Source organism: Scandinavium manionii, assembly GCF_024764775.1.
Taxonomy (GTDB): Bacteria; Pseudomonadota; Gammaproteobacteria; order Enterobacterales; family Enterobacteriaceae; genus Scandinavium; species Scandinavium manionii.
Window position 1 is genome coordinate 185,436 of sequence record NZ_JALIGC010000035.1, and the last position, 23,271, is coordinate 208,706.

The 23,271-nt window shown below is 56.1% G+C and carries 23 protein-coding genes, 1 tRNA gene and 1 pseudogene; 9 read left to right on the top strand and 16 right to left on the bottom strand.

Translation table 11 applies throughout. The features are described from left to right. Positions 1 to 15 precede the first annotated feature (15 nt). Positions 16 to 1,629: an FGGY-family carbohydrate kinase gene (locus tag MUU51_RS07110; RefSeq protein WP_258967464.1), complete on the top strand. Its 1,614-nt coding sequence runs from the start codon at positions 16 to 18 to the stop codon at positions 1,627 to 1,629. 177 nt (positions 1,630 to 1,806) lie between these two features. After that, on the top strand, positions 1,807 to 2,388 hold the full coding sequence (locus tag MUU51_RS07115) for a nuclear transport factor 2 family protein (protein WP_258967465.1): 582 nt from the start codon (positions 1,807 to 1,809) through the stop codon (positions 2,386 to 2,388). A gap of 133 nt (positions 2,389 to 2,521) precedes the next feature. Here the strand turns inward: MUU51_RS07115 and MUU51_RS07120 are convergent, their stop codons facing one another. Further along, positions 2,522 to 2,851: a hypothetical protein gene (locus tag MUU51_RS07120; RefSeq protein ID WP_258967466.1), complete on the bottom strand. Its 330-nt coding sequence runs from the start codon at positions 2,849 to 2,851 to the stop codon at positions 2,522 to 2,524. Positions 2,852 to 3,021: 170 nt separating this feature from the next. On the opposite strand from MUU51_RS07120, the gene MUU51_RS07125 reads away from it, so the two are divergent. After that, positions 3,022 to 4,455 (top strand): aldehyde dehydrogenase, encoded by a 1,434-nt coding sequence (locus tag MUU51_RS07125; RefSeq protein ID WP_258967467.1) that lies wholly within the window; start codon positions 3,022 to 3,024, stop codon positions 4,453 to 4,455. On the opposite strand, the gene MUU51_RS07130 is transcribed toward MUU51_RS07125, so the two are convergent. Both MUU51_RS07130 and MUU51_RS07135 read right to left on the bottom strand, forming a co-directional pair. Further along, positions 4,440 to 5,204, bottom strand: a complete 765-nt coding sequence (locus tag MUU51_RS07130; RefSeq protein WP_258967468.1) for an alpha/beta fold hydrolase — start codon at positions 5,202 to 5,204, stop codon at positions 4,440 to 4,442. The two genes, MUU51_RS07125 and MUU51_RS07130, sit on opposite strands and share 16 nt — an antisense overlap. Positions 5,205 to 5,275: 71 nt before the next feature. Beyond that, entirely contained in the window at positions 5,276 to 5,449 is a 174-nt protein-coding gene (locus MUU51_RS07135; RefSeq protein WP_110508114.1) for a GhoT/OrtT family toxin, read from the bottom strand. Positions 5,450 to 5,631: 182 nt separating this feature from the next. Here MUU51_RS07135 and yncL point away from each other — a divergent pair, with 182 nt between their 5' ends. After that, positions 5,632 to 5,724, top strand: coding sequence for a stress response membrane protein YncL (gene yncL / locus MUU51_RS07140; protein WP_159776946.1), 93 nt, complete (start codon positions 5,632 to 5,634; stop codon positions 5,722 to 5,724). A gap of 51 nt (positions 5,725 to 5,775) precedes the next feature. Here the strand turns inward: yncL and MUU51_RS07145 are convergent, their stop codons facing one another. The 4 genes from MUU51_RS07145 to MUU51_RS07160 all read right to left on the bottom strand — a co-directional run bounded on the left by MUU51_RS07145 (position 5,776) and on the right by MUU51_RS07160 (position 7,232). After that, positions 5,776 to 6,024 carry a hypothetical protein gene (locus MUU51_RS07145; protein WP_200849745.1) on the bottom strand — a complete coding sequence of 83 codons (249 nt, stop codon included), beginning with the start codon at positions 6,022 to 6,024 and terminating at the stop codon, positions 5,776 to 5,778. Positions 6,025 to 6,100: 76 nt separating this feature from the next. Beyond that, positions 6,101 to 6,637 (bottom strand): GNAT family N-acetyltransferase, encoded by a 537-nt coding sequence (locus tag MUU51_RS07150; RefSeq protein ID WP_159776945.1) that lies wholly within the window; start codon positions 6,635 to 6,637, stop codon positions 6,101 to 6,103. 197 nt (positions 6,638 to 6,834) lie between these two features. Further along, positions 6,835 to 7,059 (bottom strand): hypothetical protein, encoded by a 225-nt coding sequence (locus tag MUU51_RS07155; RefSeq protein WP_110508110.1) that lies wholly within the window; start codon positions 7,057 to 7,059, stop codon positions 6,835 to 6,837. Positions 7,060 to 7,154: 95 nt separating this feature from the next. After that, positions 7,155 to 7,232 (bottom strand) — tRNA-Lys (locus tag MUU51_RS07160). Between the two features lie 163 nt (positions 7,233 to 7,395). Here MUU51_RS07160 and MUU51_RS07165 point away from each other — a divergent pair. Then, complete coding sequence (locus MUU51_RS07165) at positions 7,396 to 8,238, top strand: MBL fold metallo-hydrolase (RefSeq protein WP_159776944.1); 843 nt, start codon at positions 7,396 to 7,398, stop codon at positions 8,236 to 8,238. A gap of 107 nt (positions 8,239 to 8,345) precedes the next feature. On the opposite strand, the gene patD is transcribed toward MUU51_RS07165, so the two are convergent. The 6 genes from patD to MUU51_RS07195 all read right to left on the bottom strand — a co-directional run bounded on the left by patD (position 8,346) and on the right by MUU51_RS07195 (position 15,434). Then, positions 8,346 to 9,770, bottom strand: a complete 1,425-nt coding sequence (gene patD / locus MUU51_RS07170; RefSeq protein WP_258967469.1) for an aminobutyraldehyde dehydrogenase — start codon at positions 9,768 to 9,770, stop codon at positions 8,346 to 8,348. 21 nt (positions 9,771 to 9,791) lie between these two features. Further along, entirely contained in the window at positions 9,792 to 10,598 is an 807-nt protein-coding gene (locus MUU51_RS07175) for an ABC transporter permease (RefSeq protein WP_258967470.1), read from the bottom strand. Then, positions 10,588 to 11,529, bottom strand: a complete 942-nt coding sequence (locus MUU51_RS07180) for an ABC transporter permease (protein ID WP_159774751.1) — start codon at positions 11,527 to 11,529, stop codon at positions 10,588 to 10,590. The genes MUU51_RS07175 and MUU51_RS07180 overlap by 11 nt, the downstream gene beginning before the upstream one ends. Continuing rightward, positions 11,526 to 12,542, bottom strand: coding sequence for an ABC transporter ATP-binding protein (locus MUU51_RS07185; protein WP_258967471.1), 1,017 nt, complete (start codon positions 12,540 to 12,542; stop codon positions 11,526 to 11,528). The genes MUU51_RS07180 and MUU51_RS07185 overlap by 4 nt, the downstream gene beginning before the upstream one ends. Before the next feature lie 17 nt (positions 12,543 to 12,559). Then, complete coding sequence (ydcS, locus tag MUU51_RS07190) at positions 12,560 to 13,705, bottom strand: putative ABC transporter substrate-binding protein YdcS (protein WP_159774747.1); 1,146 nt, start codon at positions 13,703 to 13,705, stop codon at positions 12,560 to 12,562. Positions 13,706 to 14,018: 313 nt separating this feature from the next. Next, on the bottom strand, positions 14,019 to 15,434 hold the full coding sequence (locus MUU51_RS07195) for an aminotransferase-like domain-containing protein (RefSeq protein ID WP_258967541.1): 1,416 nt from the start codon (positions 15,432 to 15,434) through the stop codon (positions 14,019 to 14,021). Between the two features lie 149 nt (positions 15,435 to 15,583). On the opposite strand from MUU51_RS07195, the gene MUU51_RS07200 reads away from it, so the two are divergent. The 3 genes from MUU51_RS07200 to MUU51_RS07210 are packed head-to-tail and all read left to right on the top strand — an operon-like array spanning position 15,584 to position 18,116. Further along, a complete protein-coding gene (locus tag MUU51_RS07200) occupies positions 15,584 to 16,981 on the top strand; it encodes a cytochrome ubiquinol oxidase subunit I (RefSeq protein ID WP_258967472.1) in 1,398 nt (465 codons plus the stop codon). Next, a complete protein-coding gene (gene cydB / locus MUU51_RS07205) occupies positions 16,981 to 17,991 on the top strand; it encodes a cytochrome d ubiquinol oxidase subunit II (protein WP_258967473.1) in 1,011 nt (336 codons plus the stop codon). The genes MUU51_RS07200 and cydB overlap by 1 nt, the downstream gene beginning before the upstream one ends. After that, positions 17,991 to 18,116: a DUF2474 domain-containing protein gene (locus MUU51_RS07210; RefSeq protein WP_258967474.1), complete on the top strand. Its 126-nt coding sequence runs from the start codon at positions 17,991 to 17,993 to the stop codon at positions 18,114 to 18,116. Before cydB ends, MUU51_RS07210 begins: the two co-directional genes overlap by 1 nt. A gap of 51 nt (positions 18,117 to 18,167) precedes the next feature. Here MUU51_RS07210 and MUU51_RS07215 read toward each other — a convergent pair whose 3' ends face one another. Together MUU51_RS07215 and MUU51_RS07220 are read right to left on the bottom strand one after the other, a co-directional pair. Beyond that, positions 18,168 to 20,129, bottom strand: coding sequence for a peptidase U32 family protein (locus MUU51_RS07215; protein WP_258967475.1), 1,962 nt, complete (start codon positions 20,127 to 20,129; stop codon positions 18,168 to 18,170). Positions 20,130 to 20,488: 359 nt separating this feature from the next. Further along, entirely contained in the window at positions 20,489 to 21,031 is a 543-nt protein-coding gene (locus tag MUU51_RS07220; protein WP_258967476.1) for a helix-turn-helix domain-containing protein, read from the bottom strand. Positions 21,032 to 21,121: 90 nt separating this feature from the next. Between MUU51_RS07220 and MUU51_RS07225 the strand changes: the two are divergent. Next, positions 21,122 to 22,282: pseudogene (locus MUU51_RS07225) on the top strand (benzoate/H(+) symporter BenE family transporter). Here MUU51_RS07225 and MUU51_RS07230 read toward each other — a convergent pair. Continuing rightward, a complete protein-coding gene (locus MUU51_RS07230; protein WP_159774733.1) occupies positions 22,262 to 23,134 on the bottom strand; it encodes a helix-turn-helix domain-containing protein in 873 nt (290 codons plus the stop codon). The pseudogene MUU51_RS07225 and the gene MUU51_RS07230 sit on opposite strands and share 21 nt — an antisense overlap. Between the last annotated feature and the right edge of the window lie 137 nt (positions 23,135 to 23,271).

A 23,271-nucleotide genomic window follows, 5' to 3' on the forward strand; every position in this document is an offset into this window, starting at 1 on the left:
ATAATGGATACCAATATGAAAAGTGAAACACAAAGTACCCTGATCGGTGTGGATGTTGGTTCAGGCAGCGTACGCGCCGGGATATTCGACCATGATGGTCATCTGCTAGCCCACGCGTCGCGTCCAATCACGCTACATCGCAGTTCAGGGAATAAAGTCGAGCAATCCAGCTGCGAAATCTGGCAATCGGTCTGTGAGAGTGTTCGTGAAGCGATGAGTGCCGCCGACGTCCCGGCCACCAGCGTGAAAGGAATTGGCTTTGATGCCACCTGTTCTTTGGTGGTGCTGGGGCAAAACGGCGAGTCGCTTCCGGTCAGTGACGCAAACCATCCCGATCGCAATATCATCGTCTGGATGGATCACCGCGCCACCGGGCAGGCCGAGCGCATTAACGCCACAGCACACCCCGTACTGAAATATATTGGTGGCAAAATATCCCCAGAGATGGAAACGCCAAAACTGCTCTGGCTGAAGGAAAATCGCCGGGAAGTGTATGACAATGCCTGGCAGTTCTTCGATCTGGCTGACTTCCTCACCTGGCGCGCCACGGGAGATCTCGTCCGCTCAACCTGCACCGTAACCTGCAAATGGACCTATCTGGCGCACGAAAAGCGGTGGGATGCCGACTATTTTCGTACCATCGGTCTTAACGAACTGGCAGATGAAGATTTCGTGCGTATTGGTCAGCAAATCGTTGAGCCAGGAACCCCTTGCGGAGAAGGACTTAGCCCCAGCGCGGCAGATGAACTGGGGTTGCCTGTCGGTACGCCTGTCGCCGTGGGGATGATTGACGCCCATGCTGGCGGTATCGGTACCGTGGGTGTGGATAAAGGTGCGCGGCACAATCTTGCCTGGGTGTTTGGCACTTCCGCCTGCACAATGACCTCTACGGAAAATCCCGTTTATATTCCCGGTGTGTGGGGACCTTACTATTCAGCTATGGTGCCAGGCATGTGGCTGAGCGAAGGGGGTCAGAGCGCTGCAGGTGCGGCGATTGATCAACTGGTCTCTTTCCATCCTGCTGCCGCTGAAACACGCAAACAGGCAGAAGCCCTTAACGTACCATTACCCGTTTATCTCGCAGATCTCGCGCTGGCGAAAGTCACCGAGCCTTCCCGCACAATAGAGCTGGCCCGTGGAATACACGTGGTGCCGGAGTTTTTAGGCAACCGCGCCCCCTTTGCCGATCCCCATTCCCGGGCAGCCATTGCAGGTCTGGGAATGGAAAATGATTTGGACAATCTGGTCGCACTTTACATCGCAGGGCTTTGCGGGATTGGCTACGGTCTACGGCAGATCGTTGACGCTCAACGCCATGAAGGGGTGGTGACGGATAAGATTGTGATTAGCGGCGGTGCAGGCCAGCATCCACTGGTGCGTCAGCTGCTGGCAGACGCATGCGATCTTCCTGTGGTAACCACGCAGTGCAGCGAGCCGGTATTACTGGGTTCAGCCATTCTTGGCGCAGTGGCAGGAGGCCTGGCCCCCACCGTCAGAGAAGCAATGCAGAAAATGACGAAGCTTGACCGCCAGTTTGATCCACAAGAGAGATACCGTCAGATGCACAAGTCTCGCTACGAGAGCTACATGCTTTTGCAGCAAACGGCGAAGAGGATTCGGGAGAGTTGATATTGTCATTCCCGTGTCTGGGGGACGGATCAATCCACGCTGGTCCGTCATCCCTGCCACACCCCTCCATCAGAAAAAATGATTAATCAGTCAAATCTATATATTTGAATTCATCTTCTTTCGGGGCCAAACTGAACCCAGTCAAACAAATACCGCTCACTAACAGGAATAATAACCATGCAAAACCAACTCCAGGACCGCCAGCAACTTAATGACCTGATGAATGGCTGGATGCACCGCGACTTGGGAGAATGGGATCAACTCCGCGAACTGTTCCATCCTGACGGCACCATCGAAATTACGTGGTTTGAAGGGCTGGCCAGTGAGTTCGTTAATGGTTCAATGCGCATGGGAGCTTCCGATCTGCGTACAAAGCATCTTATAGCTTCTCCTGAGGTGACATTCAATGAAGCCGGAAATAAAGCAATCCTTCAAACTAACGCAATGATCATTGCCGAGAACGTTAAACTGAATATTGGCTGTGAATGCCACAACCGATTTTATGATCTGGCAGAAAAACGAGATGGCGTATGGAAGTTATTCCATCGTCAGTCAGTTTACGATATGGGGACCTTCACCTTCCCGTTCGGCCCCGTGGCGATTGACCAAACGATCGTGACCAAATACCCGCGCGAATATGCCGCACTGGCCTATTTGCTGGAGCAGAGCGGGTTCCCTCTTGGGCGTGTATTTGCCACTCGCGGCAGCGAACTGGAAGTAAAAATGAAGGCAGAAGGTCAACGCTGGTTGGCTGCCTGAGCCTGACGCATTCACTTTTACTGAAAGTCCAGAGAGTCGATGTGCATTCACACTTTCTCGGGATGTGCTACCCATAGTAAAACGCACAATGCATTAGGCCTGCGGGGTGAACGAGAGTCTTTTACTGCGGGTATTAACTGCAAATATACGGCGTGTTATTTTCGAAAAGCACCGGTCTGTACCCTTCTTTTACCGCAAACAGCGCCTCAGATGCCCCGGCGGCCTGTTTATAAACACCGACTTTAAAGTTGTCATTGGCATCACGGGTAGACTGCAGCTCTAAATAGGTGTTATTGACTCTAAGAGTCTTCGGGAAAAGCGTGACATCGACCTGGTATGTCGTCCCATCATTTGAAGCACAGGAGAGCATTGACCCGTTTGATTCGGCAAAAACGCCTGCAATACCCGACACAGGAATTCCTGCCGACACCACGCCTAACACCAGTATTGTTCTAAATTTCACAAATCCCTCCTTAAAAGAAAACCGTGCAATCTACAGGGGTTAATGGGTTCGTTATGGGCTTTTAATGCTTATCTGCCTGTCAAAATAAAGCGTGCGATTAACGCCCTGTGTCTGGCCTTCTCTCCACCACTCTCTACACTCATTTCGTCAACCAGAACAATGAGGTAAGTATGACTGTCATCTGTCCCCTGTTTATTGCCGGTAAGTCGGTGATGGCTGAAGACCAGCGCGCCTTTGAGCGGCATAATCCTGTTAACGATGCCGTTGCCAGTCGGGCGGCGGCTGCCAGCGTCAATGACGCCGTCCGGGCAGCAGACGCGGCTGCCAAAGCGTTTCTTTCATGGCGCGACACCACGCCAGCGCTTCGCCGCAGTCTTCTGCTAAACGCTGCCGATGAACTGGAAAAACGCAGCGAGCAGTTCGTGACCGTGATGGCGGCTGAAACCGGCGCGACGCCGCACTGGGCGGGCTTTAACGTCCATCTTGGCGCAGAGATACTGCGTGAAGCCGCCGCGCTGACCACCCAAATCGACGGCCAGATTATTCCCTCAAACGTTCCGGGCAACCTCGCTATGGGCGTGCGCCAGGGTGCCGGCGTGGTGCTCGGTATGGCCCCCTGGAATGCCCCGGTGATCCTCGCCGTGCGTGCCATTGCCACCCCGCTGGCCTGTGGTAATACCGTTATTCTCAAAGGGTCTGAGCTTTCCCCTGCGACCCAACGTTTGATTATTGAAGCGCTGGACGCCGCTGGGTTCCCTGCAGGCGTGGTCAATTATCTTTCCTGCGATCCGGCTGATGCTCCGGAACGAGTAGAAGCGCTGATTGCGCACCCGGCCGTGCGTCGAGTCAATTTCACTGGTTCAACGGGAGTAGGACGGATTATCGCGCAAACTTGCGGCCGCTATCTTAAGCCTGTAGTACTGGAACTCGGTGGCAAAGCCCCGCTGCTAGTACTGGATGATGCCGATATTACGCAGGCGGCAGCCGGTGCCACCTTTGGCGCTTTCGCCAACGCCGGGCAAATTTGCATGTCGACCGAGCGCATCATCGTGGACAACGCCATTGCCGGGACGTTTATTGACAACCTGGTGAGCCGAGTGAAAGCATTACCTGCCGGGCTGCTGGGGCCGGTGGTGGATAAACGCACCGTCGAGCGCTGCAACGCGCTGATTGATGACGCCGTCAGCAAAGGCGCACGCGTGCTGACCGGAGGAAAAGCCGACAGCACGCACATGCCCGCCACGCTAATTGACGGCGTCACCCGTGAAATGCGCCTGTGGGCCGAAGAATCCTTTGGGCCGGTGAAAGCTATTATTCGCGCCAGCGGCGATGCGGAATTGTTGGCTATCGCCAATGAGAGCGAGTACGGCCTCTCTTCCGCGGTCTACAGCCGTGATACCGCCAGAGCGTGGAGCGTGGCGCAAAATCTGCAATCCGGCATCTGCCACATTAATGGCCCCACGGTTCACGACGAGGCGCAAATGCCGTTTGGCGGCTGCAAATCGTCTGGTTATGGCCGTTTCGGTGGCCGCGCGGGCATTCATGAATTCACCGAACTGCGCTGGATAACGCTGCAAACAACGCCACGTCAGCTGCCCTTCTGAGCAAAAACCTGCCCTAATACCACCGCCAGCGCAGACGGATTTTCCCAGGACATGGAGTGTCCTGCTTCAGGCACAATATGCAGCGGGATCCCGGCGTTTACTACCGCAGCTGCATCGTCATCCGGTAATGAGCGTTCACCGAATATCAACGCCCGCTCGCAGTCGAGGGCTAGAAAGCGCGCCATCCACGAGGGCGACACGCCTTCAACCAGGCTTTTTGCCCCGCGCCACATGGCCCAGGGCGCGACATTTTGCAGACATCCCCTCCAGGGTGTTTTGTCATTGGCGAGGATCCTTTCATAGCTCCGGGCAACAAATTCTGATTCGGGTTCGGCGACAACCAGTCGACTGTAAAAGCCGCCGCCAGAGTGAAAATTAGGCTCAGAGACGGCTAACGTGTGCAGACGTTGCCCTAACCGCTCCGCCACTTCAATCGCGATGCTGCCGCCCATGCTATGGCCGTAGAGATCAAGTTGGCTCAGCCCCAGATAATCAATGACCTCCATCACCACCGCGGCTTGCTGCGTGGTAGAAAAATCGAAGTCATGGGGTTTATCGCTGTAGCCGCTGCCGGGCAAATCAATCAGGATCGTGCGTCGTTCGCGCAATGCAGGTTCGGTAACGATGCGCGGATACTCATAGGAAGAGGCGCACCCTAAGCCGTGGATAAACACCACCGGGATGCCGTTGCCGGGAAAATCGTGCCAGCGCACAGTGGCGCCAGCAATAACAGAATTGAGACTGTGCATGGGTGACTCCCTTTCTTATTGACTGTATTTTTATACAGTATCAATAAGGGGATGGCGAGCCCCGGTCCGGATCAGAACATCGATAACAACAGTGCGACCGGAAAGCTAAACGGCCAGGTGGCACCAATCAACACGGTGGCAATCAGGCGGATACGCTTGCTCTCTTTGGTGAGAAACCACGTGATGAAGGCGCTGATGGAAGCCATTACGGCGTAGAAAATCAGCATATGCTGGTAAAGCGTCATGGAAAAAACCGATCCGTATCAAAAAAATTCGCGCGCAATATGCCATTTTTTTTGACGCGTATCAAATTTTTACATTTCACTTCGACAGACCGCCCAGGTTATGTAAAAACAGACTTTGTCTGATTGCGAACCCTCTGGCTGACGACTATATCAATAGAGGCCGATAAAAAGAGGAAGGCGTTATGGAAGTGTCGAGCAGAACCGTGTTCCTGATTAATCTCTTTGCAGCCGTTGCCCTTATTAGCCTGTTATCGATTCGCTTTGGCTGGATTTGAGACGAAAACACACGACAAAAAAGCAGCCATCAGGCTGCTTTTGTTTTTTAATCAATTGGCTGGAGTCGTTACCTTCGAAGCGTTTGCGTTGAATGCAGCCTGCAACGCCGCCGCGTTATCGTAGTTACTCGGATCGTACTGCGGTAACGGATTCACCTTCTCGTAATCCCACTCCGCCGCGGTACAGGCCGCTTCAGAACCGCCCTTCTTTTCGCACGCCGCGATGCGGTGCGCCGGTGAATTTGTACAACCACTCAAAAAAGCCAGCGCGGTAAAGGCGCAAATAAACAATTTCTTCATGACAACGTAAAATTATAACCAGGATGAGAAAGCTAACGATCCTCGCATACCTCTCTGAAGGCTGTCAAAACCCGATTTATCTGGAAGTCTGCGGGCGAAGCATCTCCTGGCGGTTGCGCTGCCACTCTTCCGCTTTCAACACGTAGAACAGACTCGGCTCCGCATCGGCGACGTCATTCACCTGCCCACGTAACGCCAGTCCGGCTTTCACCAGCACCCGCTGCGATGCCAGATGGTTGGCGCGTACCACCGCGGTAATTTTTTCCAGCGCACGTTCGTCAAACGCATAGTCGAGAATGCGGACGCAAAATTCGGTTGCCAGCCCTTTTCCCCAGGCGTCCGTTGCAAAACGGTAGCCCAGATTGTAAGTCAGCTCATCGCCCAGCGGACGCACGCTGATCCCGCCGAAGCCAATCAGTGCCTGAGGTTGCAGCCGGTCATAGATAGCCATTTCACCAATATCATGTTTCTGCCAGCCGTCGAGCCACTGCGCGAGCCGCGTTCTGGCAAACGTCACGTCGGGATAAGGTCCAGCAGGATTGAAAGTGTTGGTCGCGGGATCGCCGTAAATGCGAAAGAGGCAGTCGGCGTCATCAGGGCGCACCGGGCGCATAATAAGCCGTTCAGAAAAAAGAAATTGCGTGTCGATTGTCTTTCCGCTCCATAGCAAGGACGCCAGCCACGAAGAACCCAAAAGCTGACATTAGGTACCCTGAATTATGGGTGGTTTTCGCCTTTTTGCCTGGCGTTTATTGGTGGAATGGGCAAAAGAAAAGCCGCCCGCAGGCGACTTAGCACAATTAAGAGGGCTTACTCAGCCCCTTCCAGCGCATCCTGGATGGCGTCCGCTAAGGAAGCCACTTCCTGCGCCACGTTACGCAGGTCCATCTGGCTACGAATACCAGAATTTGCGGTAGACGCAGAAACCGACGCTTTCGAAATTTCTAACGCTGCCTGAACGGCCAGCAGACGCTTTCTATTTTCTGATGCATCCGGGCCAGTGGTGCCATCGAGATCAAAATAGCCTTCTAACATCGCTCTCTCCTTAAGGGGGTATGAATCGTGTTTTTGAATTGATTGTCAGGAGCAGGATACTGAAAACCCCAGCAGAAGCCAGAGTAAAAGGAAATTGGACCGCCACCGAGGCCTCGAACCTCGTACACTACAACATAAAATGTCATTTGCTCTTCCAGCTGAGCTAGTGGCGGTTTGGGCAGCAAATATTACGCTCCAATCGTTAGCATTACAATTATTAGGCTTAATATTACAGACGATTCAGGTCATTCACCGCCGTGATAGGCCGTGAAATATTCTCAATTTCGAAGACATGAGGCGGCGTGTAAGATGATGAAAAATCAACGGGAGAACGCAATGTCCGGCTCTGAATTAGCTACACGTCATATTGGTGATTTTCAGGTAACCGCCCTGAGCGACGGCAACATGGCCGCCAGCCTGGAGCTGTTGTCTGGCGTCGACAGCGCCATCGCGGGCGACATTCAGCGCGATGCCGGGATAACCGACGCCGGGAATATCCACATTCACGGTTATCTTATTCGCGGTCACGGCCACACCGTATTGATAGACTCCGGTACCGGCGGGCTCAACAATTCCGGAGGACTGCTGCAAAACTCGCTCGCAGCGGTTGGCGTCAGCCCTGAGGATATCGACACCGTTTTGCTCACACACGGTCATCCTGACCACATCGGCGGCCTGCTGGACGCCCAGGGTCTTCCGGTTTTTACCCAGGCCGAAGTTTACCTTCATCCGCTGGAAATCGAACACTGGCTGGATGACGACAAATATCAGCGCGCCAGCGAACGTGCCCAGCGCAACTTTGCCCTGTTCCGCCGCACGCTGGACGCCTACGCCCAGCGGATAAACGTGCTCGGCGACAATACGGTCGTGCGCGGCATTACCCCAATCTGGCTGCCTGGTCATACGCCAGGTCACACCGGCTTTCGCATTGAATCCCGCGAACAGAGTCTGCTGATTTGGGGCGATATCGTGCATTTCCCGCATATTCAGACCGCAATCCCCGCCGTTTCCATTGCGTTCGATAACGATCCTGCTCAGGCAGAAGCCACCCGCAAAAAGTTGTTCGAGCAGGTCGCCAGGGAAAATTTACTGATTGCCGGAATGCATCTGGGCAAGCCCGGCTTTGCGCATCTGGTTGAGGCGAAGGATGGGTATCGGATCGTGTATCTGGAAGAGTAACGGTAAACGCTGTTTGCCCGGTGGCGCTGACGCTTGCCGGGCAAACAGTTCGGTGTTGAAACTTCATTTCGTAAGCCCGATAAGCGCCAGTGCCACCGGGCACAGATTTAGTGTTTTATCATGACATGCCGAACCACGGTGTAATCCTCCAGCCCGTAAACCGACATATCTTTGCCGTAGCCCGACAGTTTCTGTCCACCGTGTGGCATTTCGCTGACCAGCATAAAGTGAGTGTTAACCCAGGTGCAGCCGTATTGCAGGCGCGCGCTCATGCGGTGGGCGCGGCCCACGTCTTTAGTCCACACCGATGATGCCAGGCCATATTGTGAATCGTTGGCCCAGCCAAGCACCTGTTCTTCATCGTCAAACTCAGTGACGCTGACCACCGGGCCGAATACTTCGCGTTGCACGATGTCGTCTTCCTGCTTCGCCCCCGCCAATACGGTCGGCTGGAAGTGATAGCCTTTACCCGGTGCTTTTTCGCCGCCGGTCACGACGTTGATGTGGCTCAGGGCGCGGGCTTTTTCCACCGCCTGGCTGACGCGGTCCAGATGCGCTTTAGAGCTCAACGGCCCAAGTTCAGTGGACTCATCGTTCGGACAGCCCATTTTCAGCGTGGAAACTGCCGCGCCGAGCTTTTCGACCAGAGCAGCATAAACGCCCTTCTGCACGTACAGGCGACACGCGGCGGTGCAGTCCTGCCCGGCGTTGTAGAAGCCAAATGTCCGCACACCTTCCACCACCGACTCCAGATCCGCATCGTCAAACACGATGACCGGCGCTTTGCCGCCCAGCTCCATGTGGGTGCGTTTGATGGACGGTGCGGTGTGGGAAATGATGTGCTCGCCGGTAGCAATCGACCCGGTGAGCGACACCATGCGTACTTTTTCGTGGCCGGTCAGCGGGTCGCCGACGGATTTGCCGCGCCCGAACAGCACGTTAATCACGCCCGCCGGGAAGATATCTTTCGCCAGTGCCGCCAGTTTCAGCGCCGTCAGCGGTGTGATTTCGGACGGTTTGATAACAACGCAGTTGCCCGCCGCCAGCGCCGGAGCGAGTTTCCACGCTGCCATCATCAGCGGATAGTTCCACGGCGCAATTGAGGCCACTACGCCTACCGGGTCACGGCGGATCATCGAGGTGTGCCCTTCCAGATATTCACCCGCTGCCAGCCCGTTCAGGCAACGCGCCGCGCCCGCAAAGAAGCGGAACACGTCGACCACCGCAGGCAGTTCATCGTTGATAACACAGTGCAGCGGTTTGCCGCAGTTAAGGGATTCAAGTTTCGCCAAATCTTCGGCGTTTTGTTCAATCACATCCGCCAGTTTCAACAGGCATTCGGCGCGCGTTTTCGGTGTGGTCTGGCCCCATTGGGAAAACGCCCGATCGGCAGCCTGCACCGCGTCATCGACCTGCGCCGCCGTGGCTTCGGCAATTTCCAGAATGATTTCACCCGTTGCCGGGTTATATACCGGCTGCATTTCCCCTGCACCTGCGACCAGTTCACCGTTAATCAATAAGTTGTGTTGCATATCCCGCTCCGTACTTTTCAATTATTTACCGCTACCGGCGACCGTTTCGCCATCGCGGGTCAGCCACCAGGCACTCAAAATCGGAAGCATCGTCACCAGCATTACCAGCAGCGCGACCACGTTAGTCACCGGCACATCGCGCGGTCGGCCTAACTGGTTCAGTAGCCACAGCGGCAGTGTGCGCTCGTGGCCTGCGGTAAATGTGGTGACAATGATTTCATCAAACGACAGCGCAAACGCCAGCATTCCTCCCGCCAGCAGCGCCGAACCGAGATTCGGCAGCACGACGTAGCGGAAGGTTTGCCAGGTGCTCGCACCTAAATCCATCGACGCTTCCACCAGGCTCCATGAGGTGCGGCGAAAACGTGCGATCACGTTGTTAAAGACCACCACTACGCAAAACGTGGCATGCCCAATGACTATTGTTAAAAAACCCGGTTCAAGGTTGATGGCCTTGAATGCCGTCAACAGCGCCAGCCCGGTGATGATCCCCGGCAGCGCAATCGGTAATAACAGCAGCAGCGAAATGGCGTTCTTGCCAAAAAACTCACTGCGCCATAACGCCGCTGCAGCAAGCGTGCCAAGCACCAGCGCAATGGTGGTAGAGAGTGCTGCGATTTGAAGTGACAACGTCACTGACTCCAGAATATCCCTGCGGCCTGCTGCCACGCTGAACCAGTGCAGCGTCAGGCCTTTCGGCGGAAAGCTAAACGCGGCATCTTCCGTATTGAAAGCATAGATGGCGATGATGACGAGTGGGAAATGCAGGAAGATAACTCCGCCCCAGGCCGCCAGTTTCAGGAACCACGGTGCTCTTTCAGAGTGCATCGAATGCTCCCAGACGTTTCACGAACGCCAGATAAAGCGCGATTAACACAATCGGCACGATGGTGAACGCCGCCGCCATCGGCATGTTGCCGATCGCCCCCTGCTGCGCGTACACCATGTTGCCGATGAAATACCCCGGCGGGCCGACCAGCTGCGGCACGATGAAATCACCGAGCGTCAGCGAGAAGGTAAAAATTGACCCGGCCGCAATCCCCGGGATCGCCAGCGGCAAAACCACGTAACGGAACGTCTGGCGCGGATAGGCTCCTAAATCCGCCGACGCCTGTAACAGCGACGGTGGTAAACGCTCAAGCGCGGCCTGAACCGGCAAAATCATGAACGGCAGCCAGATGTAGACAAACACCAGAAAGCGACCAAAGCCGGACGTCGACAGCGTGTTACCACCGACTGCGGGCAACAGCAGAAATTCGTTGAGCAGCCCTTCCAGCCCCATGTGACCCAGAAACCACTGGGCCACGCCGTCTTTCGCCAGCAGCAGCGTCCAGGCGTAGGCTTTGACGATGTAACTCGCCCACATCGGCAGCATCACCGCAATGTAAAAGAAGGCTTTCCATTTGCCACGGGTGTAGCGTGCCATGTACCACGCCATCGGAAATGCCAGAATCGCGCTGGCGATGGTGACGGAAATCGCCATCACCAACGTGCGCACGATGATGTCGTAGTTGGCAGGGTTAAACAGCGCTTTAAGATTGGCGAGCGTCAGGTCTGGCGTCACCGACATGGTGAAGTCGTCGAAGGTGTAGAACCCCTGCCACAGCAAGGTCAGCAGCGAGCCGAGATACACCACGCCGAACCACATCAGCGGCCCGAGCAGCAGCAAAAACAGCGCCAGCGACGGCTTACGCCAGAACAAACCGGACAGCCGACCGGCGCGGATGGCAGAAGGTAACGGGGCAATGCTCATGGTCATCTCACCCCTCCGTCCAGCGGGACCATGGCCTCCCGCGACCACGATGCCAGCACGTTCTGGCCCGGCGTCGGGCCATCGGGCACGATGCCACCGGTGAAATTCCCCTGACTCACCAGCAGCTTTTCACCGCCGGATAAGCGAATTTCATAGCGAGTCGCCGCGCCCTGATACTGCACTGCCTGCACCACGCCGTTGACCTGAATGTCGCCTCCCGCATCAAGTCGAATATGCTCCGGGCGCAGCGACCATTGTCCGGTCATGCCGCACAGCTTCAGGGTTTGCGCGGAATCAAATACGTTTGAGGTGCCGACAAAACTGGCGACGAACGGCGTGCGCGGGCGCAGATACAGCTCGCGCGGGGTGTCGATCTGTTCAATGCGACCGTTGTTAAACACCGCCACGCGGTCAGACATCGACAGCGCTTCGCCCTGATCATGGGTGACGAAAATAAAGGTGATACCCAAATCCTGTTGCAGTTTTTTTAGCTCGAACTGCATCTGTTCGCGCAGCTTGAGATCCAGCGCACCCAGCGGTTCATCGAGCAGCAGCACGCGTGGTTGATTGACCAGCGCCCGGGCAATGGCCACCCGCTGGCGCTGGCCGCCGGAAAGCTGAGACGGTTTACGGGTGTGAACAAAACCGAGTGCCACTTTTTCCAGCGCTTGCTGGGCCATCGCGTGACGCTGTTTTTTGCCGATGCCTTTCACCATCAGCCCGTAGGCGACGTTATCGAGAATCGACATGTGCGGAAACAGCGCGTAGTCCTGGAACACGGTGTTGACGTCGCGCTGCCACGGGGGCAGAACGCTGGCTTCTCTACCGAAGATTTTGATGGCGCCGCCGGAAAGCTGTTCGAATCCGGCGATCAGCCGCAGGCAGGTGGTTTTGCCGGAGCCTGACGGCCCCAGCATTGAAAAAAACTCCCCATCTTCGATGGCGATACTGACGCCATCCACCGCACGAACATCACCATACAGACGCGAGACATCCTGAAATTCAACTGCGTAAGTCATGTTCAAACTCCCGGGTGTTAACGACCACCCATAATGGCGATGTAGTCTTGCGTCCAGCGACTGTAAGGCACGAACTTACCGCCTTCGGCGATAGGTGTTTTCCAGAAAGCGATTTTGTCGAAGAAGGTGTAGCCGTTGGTGTCACAGCCCTTTTCGCCGAGCAGCGTGCTGGCTTTACAGCCTTCCGGCACCACTGGCAGCGAGCCGAACCAGGCGGAAACATCGCCCTGTACTTTTGGCTCTAGCGACCAGTTCATCCATTTATAAGCGCACACCGGGTGTTTGGCTTCCGCGTGTAGCATGGTGGTGTCAGCCCAGCCGGTGACGCCCTCCTTCGGGAACACGGTCGCAATCGGCTGGTTATCCGCTTTCAGACCGTTAGCCTGATACGGCCAGGAACTCGATGCCACCACACCTTCGTTTTTGAAGTCGCTCATTTGCACGGTCGCATCGTGCCAGTAGCGGTGAATCAACGCGTGCTGATCGCGCAACACTTTCAGCACCGCGGCGTACTGGGTTTCGGTAAGCTGATACGGGTCAGAAATACCGAGCTGCGGCTGGGTGGCTTTCACGAACAGCGCCGCATCGGCGATGTAAATCGGGCCGTCATAGGCCTGCACGCGCCCTTTGTTGGTTTTGCCGTCCGGCAGATTTTGTTCGACGAACACTACTTTCCAGCTGTCCGGTGGCGTCGGGAAGGTTTTGGTGTTGTACATCAGCAGGTTCGGGCCCCACTGATAGGGTGTGCCGTAAACTTTTCCGCCAACGTTAAACCAGGCGCCTTTTTCCAGACGTGGGTCGAGGGTTTTCCAGTTAGGGATAAGCGCGGTGTTAATCGGTTGCACGCGTTTGCCCATGATCAGGCGCAGCGAGGCATCGCCGGACGCGGTGACCAGGTCGTAACCGCCTTTGGCCATCAGGCTGACCATTTCATCAGAGGTGGCGGCAGTTTTCACGTTGACCGCGCAGCCGGTGTCTTTTTCAAACTGAGTCACCCAGTCGTAGTTTTTATCGCTCTGGCCGCGTTCGACGTAGCCCGGCCAGGCAATAATATCGAGGCGACCTTCTGCTTTTCCCAGCGTCGTCGGTGGTTCGGCGGCGTGTGCTGTCATGATAGTCATACCCAGCGCGCACAGGCTGCTGCGGGCAAATTGCTTGCTCATCGTGTTTTACTCCTGTCGGAATTAATCAGGCGGCAGCCGTGCCGTAAAAATATGTCCCTTAATAACCGTAGACGGCGGAATGCACGGCGACCTGCCTGCGCCGGGAATTTTCACCAGGTTGTGACAAAGGGCGCATTCCGCTGAAAACCCCGTGAGTTATCTGAACTAAATGCAGTATAGACAAGGTGTTAGGCAACACTATCAGATATGCATATTTCCTATGGCAAGCTAAAAAATAACCCGGTAAATAATTATTAAATTATCGCCGGGTTATTTTTGTTTCGAGAAAAAGATATTCAGGAAATAAGAATGGCTATTCGTTAAGCATTTCAATAATAAGCTGACCGAGCATTTTTACGCCCTGCTCTTCGCGATCGCTCCAGCCCCAGGCGGTGTTAAAGCGGAAGAACGACGCCCAGCTGTCGGTGGTTGAAAACATTTTGCCCGGCGCGATGCTGATTTTGTGCGCCAGCGCCCGGGCGCCAAGCTCTCCGGCGTCGAGACCGGCGGGCAGTTCCAGCCATAAAAAGTAGCCGCTGTCATTATGGTGGATTTTCACTTCGGCGGGTAAATGGCGCAGCAGTGCCTGCCACGCCTGATGCTTGCGCTCGGCCAGCTGACGACGTAGACGGCGAAGATGGGCGTCATAGCGCTTGGTACCGAGATAATCGACTAGCGCCATTTGCATCGGCGAACTGGTCGACAGCGTGCTCATCAACTGCAAATGCTGGATGCGCTGCGCGTGTTTGCCCGCCGCCACCCAGCCAATGCGAAAGCCTGGCACCAGGCATTTTGAAAATGAACTGCAATGCAGTGTCATGTCGTCGCGATCCCAGGCTTTGGCCGGAAGCGGTTTATCGCGGCCAAACCACAGTTCGCTGTAGACGTCGTCCTCAATCAGTACCACGTTATGCGCACTGAGCAACGTGACCAGCTGCGCTTTTTTCTCCGGGCTTAGGGTGAAACCGAGCGGGTTTTGGCTGTTGGTCATCAGCCAACAGGCTTTCACCGGATACTCTTTCAGCGCCTGCTCCAGGGCGACCATGTCGATGCCCTCTTTCACATCTGATGCCACCGACAGCGCCTTTAATCGCAAGCGTTCCAGCGCCTGCAATGCGCCATAGAAACAGGGGTTTTCGACGATCACCCAATCACCCGGCTCCGTCACCGCCTGCAGGCTGAGGTTCAGCGCTTCAAGGGCTCCGGCGGTAATCACAATTTCATCCGGCGAAATGTTCATGCCCTGCAACGCATAACGGCGTGCGATGGCGTGACGCAGTTCGGTATTCCCCGGCGGCAGATTTTCAATCACGCTCATGGCGGTGGCGGTTTTGCTCACCTGCGCCAGGGAACGGTTAAGCTGCTGGAGCGGAAACAGGCGCGGATCGGGGAACGCCGAGGCAAATGGCAGCACCGCCGCATCGCGACTGGCCTGAAGAACGCCGAAAATATAGGTATTAATGTCCACCGCTTCGTCGCGCATCACCTGCGCTGGCGGCGCGGCTTTCAGCTGTTTCACCGGACGCGGCGCAACGTAATAGCCGGACTGCGGGCGGGCAATGATTCGGCCCTGGCTTTCCAGCAGTTGATAGGCGTGGCCGACAGTCATAAAGCTCATGCCGCTGATGGTGACCTGCTCGCGCAGGGACGGCAGACGATCGCCCGGTTGCCATACACCAAGGCCAATCTGTTCGGTTATTTGCTGCGCCAGTTGCTGGTATTTTTTCATCGTCAATTTTGCCGCCATTTTCATAACAGTAATAAAAAATATCATGATTTATGTAACTGTTATAGACAAATAAGCCTCGACTGTTTCTGCTACTCCAGGGCCGTAATCCTTACCATGACTGCGATCGCTGTTTTATATCGAGGTTGTCCATGTTTGGTCTTGATGCTTTTCATCTGGCGCGAATTCAATTCGCGTTCACGGTCTCTTTTCACATTATTTTTCCAGCCATTACCATCGGGCTTGCCAGTTATCTGGCGGTACTCGAAGGATTATGGCTGAAAACCAAAAAACCGGTCTGGCGCTCGCTATGGGCGTTCTGGTCGAAAATTTTCGCCGTTAACTTTGGCATGGGCGTGGTGTCCGGGCTGGTGATGGCCTATCAGTTCGGCACCAACTGGAGCGGATTCTCACAGTTCGCGGGCAGCATTACCGGCCCGCTGCTGACCTACGAAGTGTTGACCGCCTTCTTCCTCGAAGCCGGTTTTCTCGGCGTGATGCTGTTCGGCTGGAATAAAGTCGGCCCGGGCCTGCACTTTTTCGCCACCTGCATGGTGGCGCTGGGCACGTTGATGTCAACGTTTTGGATCCTGGCGTCGAACAGCTGGATGCAAACCCCGCAGGGCTTTGAAATCGTCAATGGCCAGGTGGTGCCGGTCGACTGGTTCGCGGTGGTGTTTAACCCTTCGTTCCCGTATCGCCTGCTGCACATGACCATCGCCGCGTTTCTCAGCAGTGCGCTGTTCATCGGCGCATCTGCCGCCTGGCATTTGCTGAAAGGTAATAACACCCCCGCTATTCGCGCGATGTTTTCGATGGCGCTGTGGATGACACTGATTGTCGCGCCGATCCAGGCGCTGGTCGGCGATATGCACGGCCTGAATACGTTGAAGCATCAGCCGGCGAAAATCGCCGCCATCGAAGGACACTGGGAAAATGTGCCAGGTGAACCGACGCCGCTGCTGATTTTCGGCTGGCCCGATATGCAACAGGAACGCACCCGCTACGGGCTGGAAATCCCGGCGCTCGGCAGCCTGATCCTGACGCACAGTCTTGATAAACAGGTCCCGGCGCTGAAAGAGTTTGCCAAAGAAGACAGGCCCAATTCGACCATCGTGTTCTGGTCATTCCGCACGATGGCCGGGCTCGGGGTGCTAATGCTGCTGCTCGGCGGGCTGTCGCTGTGGCTGCGTAAAGGCGAGCGCCTGTATACCAGTAAACCGTTCCTGCGATTTGCGCTGTGGATGGGACCGTCCGGGCTGATTGCCATTCTTGCGGGCTGGGTAACGACCGAAGTTGGCCGCCAGCCGTGGGTAGTGTACGGCCTGCAACGCACCAAAGATGCGGTCTCGGCGCACGGTGATTTGCATATGAGCGTTAGCCTGCTGGCGTTCTTTATCGTCTATTCGTCGGTATTTGGCGTGGGCTACAGCTACATGATTCGGCTGATCCGTAAAGGGCCGAAAGTCTGGGAACCCGACCCCCACGGCACACCGGCTCGCCCACTTTCTGCTGCAATCGACGGTTATCAACATAAGGAGACCCGCTAATGGGCATCGACTTATCGGTTATCTGGTTTGTGATCATCGTTTTCGCCACCCTGATGTATATCGTGATGGACGGCTTTGATTTGGGCATCGGCATTCTGTTCCCGTTCGTGCGCGGTATCGACGAGCGCGACGTGATGGTCAACAGCGTCGCCCCGGTGTGGGACGGGAACGAAACCTGGCTGGTGCTCGGCGGTGCGGCGCTGTTCGGCGCATTTCCGCTGGCCTACGCGGTGATCATCGACGCCTTAACCATCCCACTGACGTTAATGCTGATCGGCCTTATTTTTCGCGGCGTGGCCTTTGAATTTCGCTTCAACGCCACACCCTCACACCGCCCGTTCTGGGACCGCGCTTTTCTGAGCGGCTCGATTCTCGCCACGTTCTGTCAGGGTGTAGTGGTTGGCGCGGTGCTTAACGGCTTTCCCGTTCAAAACCGGGCGTTCGCCGGAGGCGCTTTCGACTGGCTGACGCCGTTCACCCTGTTCTGCGGCGTCGGTTTGGTGGTGGCGTATGCCCTGCTCGGCGCGACGTGGCTGGTGATGAAAAGTGAGTATCCCTTACAGGGCAAGATGCGGCGCGTGTCGCAAGGATTAACGCTGACGATGCTGGCGGTGATTGCCGTTATCAGCCTGTGGACGCCGTTGGCGCACGGGGCGATTGCAGAACGTTGGTTCAGCCTGCCGAACCTGTGGTATTTGCTGCCGGTTCCGGGTCTGACGCTGATTGTGGCCTTTGGCTTGTGGCGCACGCTGGCGAATAATGCGTGTCATGCAGCACCGTTTTTACTGACGCTGGGGCTGATTTTCTTAGGCTTTAGCGGGCTGGGCGTCAGCATCTGGCCGAATCTTATTCCTCCGGATATCAGCCTGTGGCAGGCCGCGGCGCCGCCACAAAGTCAGGGCTTCATGCTGGTCGGCGCGTTGATTATCATCCCGATAATCCTGGTGTATACCTTCTGGAGTTATTACGTGTTTCGCGGAAAAGTACAGACTGGCGAGGGGTATCACTGATGCAACAACCTTTATACAAACAGCTATTGTGGATGGTGATTTTGTGGGGCGGTAGCGTGCTGACGCTGGCGGCGATGGGTATGTTTTTCCGGCTGCTGATGAGCGCGGCGGGGTTTACGTCATAAACAGGTTGCCCGGTGGCGCTCGCGCTTACCGGGCCTGCAAACCATCAGGCATTAGCCTTTGCGCTTCGGCAAGGTCTTCATCAATTCATCCGGGCTGACCGAGGCCACAATGCTGCCCGGATGCGGCATCTTGAGGATGTGATTTTTCATTTTACCGATGACGTGCATTTCGCACGGACGGCAGTCAAATTTCAGGGTCAACACTTCGTCGCCGTTGATCAGCTGCATCGGCGTGGCTTTCCAGCTCTTAATGTTACCTTTCGCCTGTTTCGGACACAGGTTAAATGCAAAACGAAGGCAGTGTTTGGTGATCATCACCGGCACGTCGCCCTTCTCTTCGTGCGCTTCATACGCGGCGTCAATCAGCTGCACGCCGTAGAGATGATAAAACTCACGCGCTTTATGGTTGTAAACATTGCTTAAGAACGACAGATGCGTTTCCGGGTACACCGGCGCAGGCGTAGAAACAGCTTTGCGGCTGCCGCGCTGATATGCGGCCAGACGCGCCACGTCGAGCATCTCCACCGTTTCACGACGCAGCTGGTTCAGCAGGCTGTTGGGCACAAACAGCGCGCCCGGCAGGTTCACCTGCACGTCACGCGGGTAGTAAATGGTCTGGCCGAGTTTCGCCACGCCGTCCTGTAAATTACTCATCGCTTTTTCGGCATTCGACGCTTCTTCAAAATTGCCGTCCAGCGTATGGGTCACGGTCACGCCGTCTTCGCTGGTTAAGGTCAGGATCAACTGTTCCTGCCAGCCGCCCACTTCGATATCCACCGCAATGCGGCGTTCGCTGGAGGTTTTGGTCAGCGCCTGCGACCAGTTGTGGTCGAGGTTACGGTTAAGCGCGGCATTCGGACGCGCTTTATACAGATCCGCAGGCATTTCGTTCGGCCACACGCGATAGCGACTTTCGCCAATTTTCTCCACCGTATTGGCGCGGAAACCGACTATTTCACGTTTGATCATCACATTCAGGCCGTCACCGTTCGCCAGCGGTTCGGTCACCTGGACGTCGAGATGATCTTTGCTGACTTTCAGCACTTCACCCACCGGCAGGCCGATAAACTTCGGCGAGTCGAACGCGCCGATGTCGCCTTTACGCGCATTCACGAAATAGTCGGTGCTGCCGCGATGGAAGGTTTTGTCGGTCGACGGAATGAAGAAATGCTCGGTGCGCCCGGCGGAAGCACGCGCCAGGTCGCCGCGGTCTTCGATAATCGCATCCAGCATCTGGCGATAATGCGCGGTGATGTTCTTCACGTAGCTCATGTCTTTGTAGCGCCCTTCAATCTTGAAGGAGCGCACGCCCGCGTCGATCAGTGCCGCCAGGTTAGCGGTCTGGTCGTTGTCTTTCATCGACAGCAGGTGTTTATCGTACGCCACCACGCGGCCCTGATCATCTTTCAGGGTGTATGGCAGACGGCACGCCTGGGAGCAGTCGCCGCGGTTGGCGCTGCGTCCGGTATGGGCGTGAGAAATGTTGCACTGGCCGGAATACGCCACGCACAGCGCGCCGTGAATGAAGAATTCGATGTTGGCGTCGGTAGCCTGGTGAATGGCTTTGATCTGCTGCAAGTCCAGCTCACGCGCCAGCACGATTTGACTGAATCCAACGTCGGAAAGGAATTTGGCTTTCTCGACGGTGCGAATGTCGCACTGGGTGCTGGCGTGCAGTTCAATCGGCGGAATATCGAGCTGCATGACACCCATGTCCTGCACGATCAGCGCATCCACGCCGGTCTGATACAGGTCGGTAATCAGCTTTTGCGCAGGCTCCAGCTCATCATCATGAAGAATGGTGTTCAGCGTCACGAAAATTTTTGCGCCATAGCGATGGGCAAACGGCACCAGCTCGGCGATGTCGCTCAGGCTGTTGCTGGCATTGTGACGGGCACCAAAGCCAGGACCGCCGATGTACACCGCATCCGCGCCGTGAAGAATCGCTTCACGGGCAATACTGGCGTCACGGGCCGGGCTCAGGAGTTCAAGATGATGGTTTTGCAGGCGCATCGTTATTATCCGTTGGGTCAAAATGGCGGCTATTGTAGTCAGAAGTGAGGCGCGGCGAAATCATTTTCCACGCCATAAGAATGGCCTTTTTCCAGATAGCGGCAAAGCATTGAAGAAATTGCTATTTCCGGGCGCAGCGACAACGCCGTACAGTGGCTGCGTATTCCGGATTTTTCCTCGTCACGTTGTGAACTGTCACTTTTGCCGCAGCTTAGAGCCTGGCCCAGTAGGCGTTATTGTTGCAGGCAGTTTGAACACGGACTGCGCGCAAAAACCGGAGCGTACACGTAGTACGTGAGGATTTTGAGCACGGCCCAGGTTCAAAATGACAAATAAAATAGCCCTTATGGGCCAGGCTCTTAGTCGGCGGCTTTTTCTTTTGGGTAATGGATTAACGAATGGAACAACACAGTGCTGTCGGTGCTGTTGCGGTACGCATGCGGTTTATCCCCGGCGAAGCGTAATCCCTGGCCCTGTTGCACCGACTGCCACTCCCCGTCGAGACACATATCCAGGGTGCCGTTAATCGCCACCACGTGCTCAATCACCCCGGTTTCATGCGGCGTGGATTCGCTTATTGCACCCGGTGCGAGGGTAATGGCGAAATGATCGTAGTGCAAAACCGGGTCCCACGGGAAAATGGGGGTGACGACCATCGCCTGCTGCTGCGGATCGTAGGCCGTGACCTCGCTTTCCGGCGGGCTGATAAACAGCGAAAACGGCACATTCAGCCCGGTGGCAATTTTCCACAGCGTGGCCACCGTCGGGCTGGATTCGTTGCGTTCGATTTGCCCGAGCATCGCCTTCGACACGCCGGTTTCTTCCGAAAGCTTTGACAGGCTCCACTCGCGCTGCTGACGCAGGGTTTTCAGCGTGGTGGCCAGGTGTTGTGCAATGTTCATGGCGGCTCCTTTTTGCCAAAGTTTACCACTTGTGCGCTATAACGCCCAATGCTACATTTCTTCCGGACGTTATAACGCACAGGGGGTTTTATGCGCTCATTTCCTTTCTCTACTCTGCTGGCCGGTTTTGTCGCGGTTCTGGTGGGGTATGCCAGTTCCGCCGCCATCATCTGGCAGGCCGCGGCCGCCGCCGGGGCCGATGCGCACACTATTGCGGGCTGGATGACGGCGCTCGGCCTGGCGATGGGCGTCAGCACGCTGGCCCTGACGCTGTGGCGCAAAGTCCCGGTGCTGACGGCCTGGTCGACGCCTGGCGCGGCGCTGCTGGTAACGGGATTACAAGGCGTGACGCTGAATCAGGCGGTGGGCATTTTCATTTTCGCCAACGCGCTGATTGTGCTGTGCGGGCTGACCGGGCTATTTGCGCGGCTGATGAAAATCATCCCGCATTCACTGGCGGCGGCGATGCTCGCCGGGATATTGCTACGTTTTGGTTTGTAGGCTTTCACCAGCCTGCAAACCAATATTCTGCTGTGCGGCAGTATGCTGGCGGCGTGGCTGGTATTTAAAGCCCTCGCCCCGCGCTATGCGGTGGTTGCCGCACTGCTGGCGGGCAGCGCGGTCGCCATTTACTCCGGCGAACTGCACAGCGACACGCTGCATCTGGCGTTTGTGATGCCGCGCTACATCGCGCCGGAATTTACCCCTTCGCTGCTGCTGAGCGTCGGCCTGCCGTTCTTTCTGGTGACGATGGCGTCGCAGAACGCGCCGGGCATCGCCACCCTGAAAGCCTCCGGATATTCAGCCCCAGTGTCATTGTTAATCGTCATAACCGGCGGTATCGCGTTAGCCTTTTCGCCGTTTGGCGTTTATTCGATTTGTATTGCGGCGATCACCGCCGCGATTTGCCAAAGTCCGGAAGCGCATCCGCAGGCCGATCAGCGCTGGAAAGCCGCCGCGACGGCAGGCGGTTTTTATCTTCTGGCAGGCATTTTCGGCGGGTCGATTACGTCATTAATGGCGGCGTTGCCCGTCGCCTGGATCCAGATGCTGGCGGGCCTGGCGCTGCTCGGCACCATCAGCGGCAGCCTGGTGCAGGCGTTGGCGAAAGAAAACGAACGGGATGCGGCGATTGTCACCTTCCTGGTCACCGCCAGCGGATTAACACTGTCCGGAGTCGGATCGGCATTTTGGGGACTCGTGGCGGGCGGAATGTGTTTTAGCCTGCTGTCACTTGCCCGCCGCGCGTAGCTGGGATGGCGTCATCCCCAGCGCGCTTTTGAAGCGGTTGCTGAAGTGGCTGGCGGAGCTAAAGCCGCAGGCCAGCGCGATGTCGGTCAATGGCAGCGCGGTGTGACGCACCAGCTCCTGCGCCCGCGCCATCCGGCGCTGCATCACGTACTGATGCGGCGCCATTTTCATCGACAGCGAAAACATGCGCGCAAAGTGATATTCGCTGAGCGCCGCTTCCTGCGCCAAATCCGCCAGCGTCAGCGGCTGAGCAAGGTTCGCTTCCATGTAGGCCAGCACGTTGCGCAGCACAAACGGTGCCAGCCCGCCGGTCACTTTCGGCAACTGCCACTGCGCGCTGGTGTAATGCTGGATTAAATGCGTTAACAACAGCGTGGTCGCCGAGCTGAGGGCCAGATGATTGGCCTGCTGCTGCCAGTCGGCGTCGAGCAGAAAATGGCGGTACAGCGCGGTGATTTTGTCATCGGTGGCGAAGGTTTTTTCGTCAAGACGAAACGACGTCGGGCTGCGATCCCAGATTTTCTCTCCGGTTTCGCGCAGGTGTGCATCCGTGCAATACAGATGCACAAACGACAGGTTATCGCGGATATCCCAGCTCGATTCACTGTCTTTCGGCATCAGACAAAAACGGTCCGGCCCCCCGCCATTTTTCCAGCCGTAAGGCGTTTTGTGATAGCTCTCATAGCCATCGGCTACGTACAGGCTGAGCGTGTGATGGTCGCTCTGCACCGTCACGGTATCGTTTTGATTGAACCAGGCCGCCAGCTGAATGCCGGAATTCAATGCCACCGTGTCCCGCAGGACGGCGTTTTGTTGGCGCAGGGTTTCAAACGTACCGTAGGTTTCAGACATCGTTGTCGTTGTGGCAGTGAATCAGAGTGACAGTCTATGAATTGTCGCCCGCCCTTGCCAGCTTTACTCCGTCTGCGATTGAAAAAATGCGCAAGAATATGCAACTCGCCAGCAATCTCCTGCAAGCACGCTTTTGC

What these genes read in the sequence shown, in the direction of transcription:
- MUU51_RS07110 (WP_258967464.1), top strand. Translation starts at nt 16, where the DNA reads ATGAAAAGTGAAACACAAAGTACCCTGATCGGTGTGGATGTTGGTTCA.
- MUU51_RS07115 (WP_258967465.1), top strand. Translation starts at nt 1,807, where the DNA reads ATGCAAAACCAACTCCAGGACCGCCAGCAACTTAATGACCTGATGAAT.
- MUU51_RS07125 (WP_258967467.1), top strand. Translation starts at nt 3,022, where the DNA reads ATGACTGTCATCTGTCCCCTGTTTATTGCCGGTAAGTCGGTGATGGCT.
- MUU51_RS07130 (WP_258967468.1), bottom strand. Translation starts at nt 5,204, where the DNA reads ATGCACAGTCTCAATTCTGTTATTGCTGGCGCCACTGTGCGCTGGCAC.
- MUU51_RS07135 (WP_110508114.1), bottom strand. Translation starts at nt 5,449, where the DNA reads ATGACGCTTTACCAGCATATGCTGATTTTCTACGCCGTAATGGCTTCC.
- yncL (WP_159776946.1), top strand. Translation starts at nt 5,632, where the DNA reads ATGGAAGTGTCGAGCAGAACCGTGTTCCTGATTAATCTCTTTGCAGCC.
- MUU51_RS07145 (WP_200849745.1), bottom strand. Translation starts at nt 6,024, where the DNA reads ATGAAGAAATTGTTTATTTGCGCCTTTACCGCGCTGGCTTTTTTGAGT.
- MUU51_RS07150 (WP_159776945.1), bottom strand. Translation starts at nt 6,637, where the DNA reads ATGCGCCCGGTGCGCCCTGATGACGCCGACTGCCTCTTTCGCATTTAC.
- MUU51_RS07155 (WP_110508110.1), bottom strand. Translation starts at nt 7,059, where the DNA reads ATGTTAGAAGGCTATTTTGATCTCGATGGCACCACTGGCCCGGATGCA.
- MUU51_RS07165 (WP_159776944.1), top strand. Translation starts at nt 7,396, where the DNA reads ATGTCCGGCTCTGAATTAGCTACACGTCATATTGGTGATTTTCAGGTA.
- patD (WP_258967469.1), bottom strand. Translation starts at nt 9,770, where the DNA reads ATGCAACACAACTTATTGATTAACGGTGAACTGGTCGCAGGTGCAGGG.
- MUU51_RS07175 (WP_258967470.1), bottom strand. Translation starts at nt 10,598, where the DNA reads ATGCACTCTGAAAGAGCACCGTGGTTCCTGAAACTGGCGGCCTGGGGC.
- MUU51_RS07180 (WP_159774751.1), bottom strand. Translation starts at nt 11,529, where the DNA reads ATGACCATGAGCATTGCCCCGTTACCTTCTGCCATCCGCGCCGGTCGG.
- MUU51_RS07185 (WP_258967471.1), bottom strand. Translation starts at nt 12,542, where the DNA reads ATGACTTACGCAGTTGAATTTCAGGATGTCTCGCGTCTGTATGGTGAT.
- ydcS (WP_159774747.1), bottom strand. Translation starts at nt 13,705, where the DNA reads ATGAGCAAGCAATTTGCCCGCAGCAGCCTGTGCGCGCTGGGTATGACT.
- MUU51_RS07195 (WP_258967541.1), bottom strand. Translation starts at nt 15,434, where the DNA reads ATGAAAAAATACCAGCAACTGGCGCAGCAAATAACCGAACAGATTGGC.
- MUU51_RS07200 (WP_258967472.1), top strand. Translation starts at nt 15,584, where the DNA reads ATGTTTGGTCTTGATGCTTTTCATCTGGCGCGAATTCAATTCGCGTTC.
- cydB (WP_258967473.1), top strand. Translation starts at nt 16,981, where the DNA reads ATGGGCATCGACTTATCGGTTATCTGGTTTGTGATCATCGTTTTCGCC.
- MUU51_RS07210 (WP_258967474.1), top strand. Translation starts at nt 17,991, where the DNA reads ATGCAACAACCTTTATACAAACAGCTATTGTGGATGGTGATTTTGTGG.
- MUU51_RS07215 (WP_258967475.1), bottom strand. Translation starts at nt 20,129, where the DNA reads ATGCGCCTGCAAAACCATCATCTTGAACTCCTGAGCCCGGCCCGTGAC.
- MUU51_RS07220 (WP_258967476.1), bottom strand. Translation starts at nt 21,031, where the DNA reads ATGAACATTGCACAACACCTGGCCACCACGCTGAAAACCCTGCGTCAG.
- MUU51_RS07230 (WP_159774733.1), bottom strand. Translation starts at nt 23,134, where the DNA reads ATGTCTGAAACCTACGGTACGTTTGAAACCCTGCGCCAACAAAACGCC.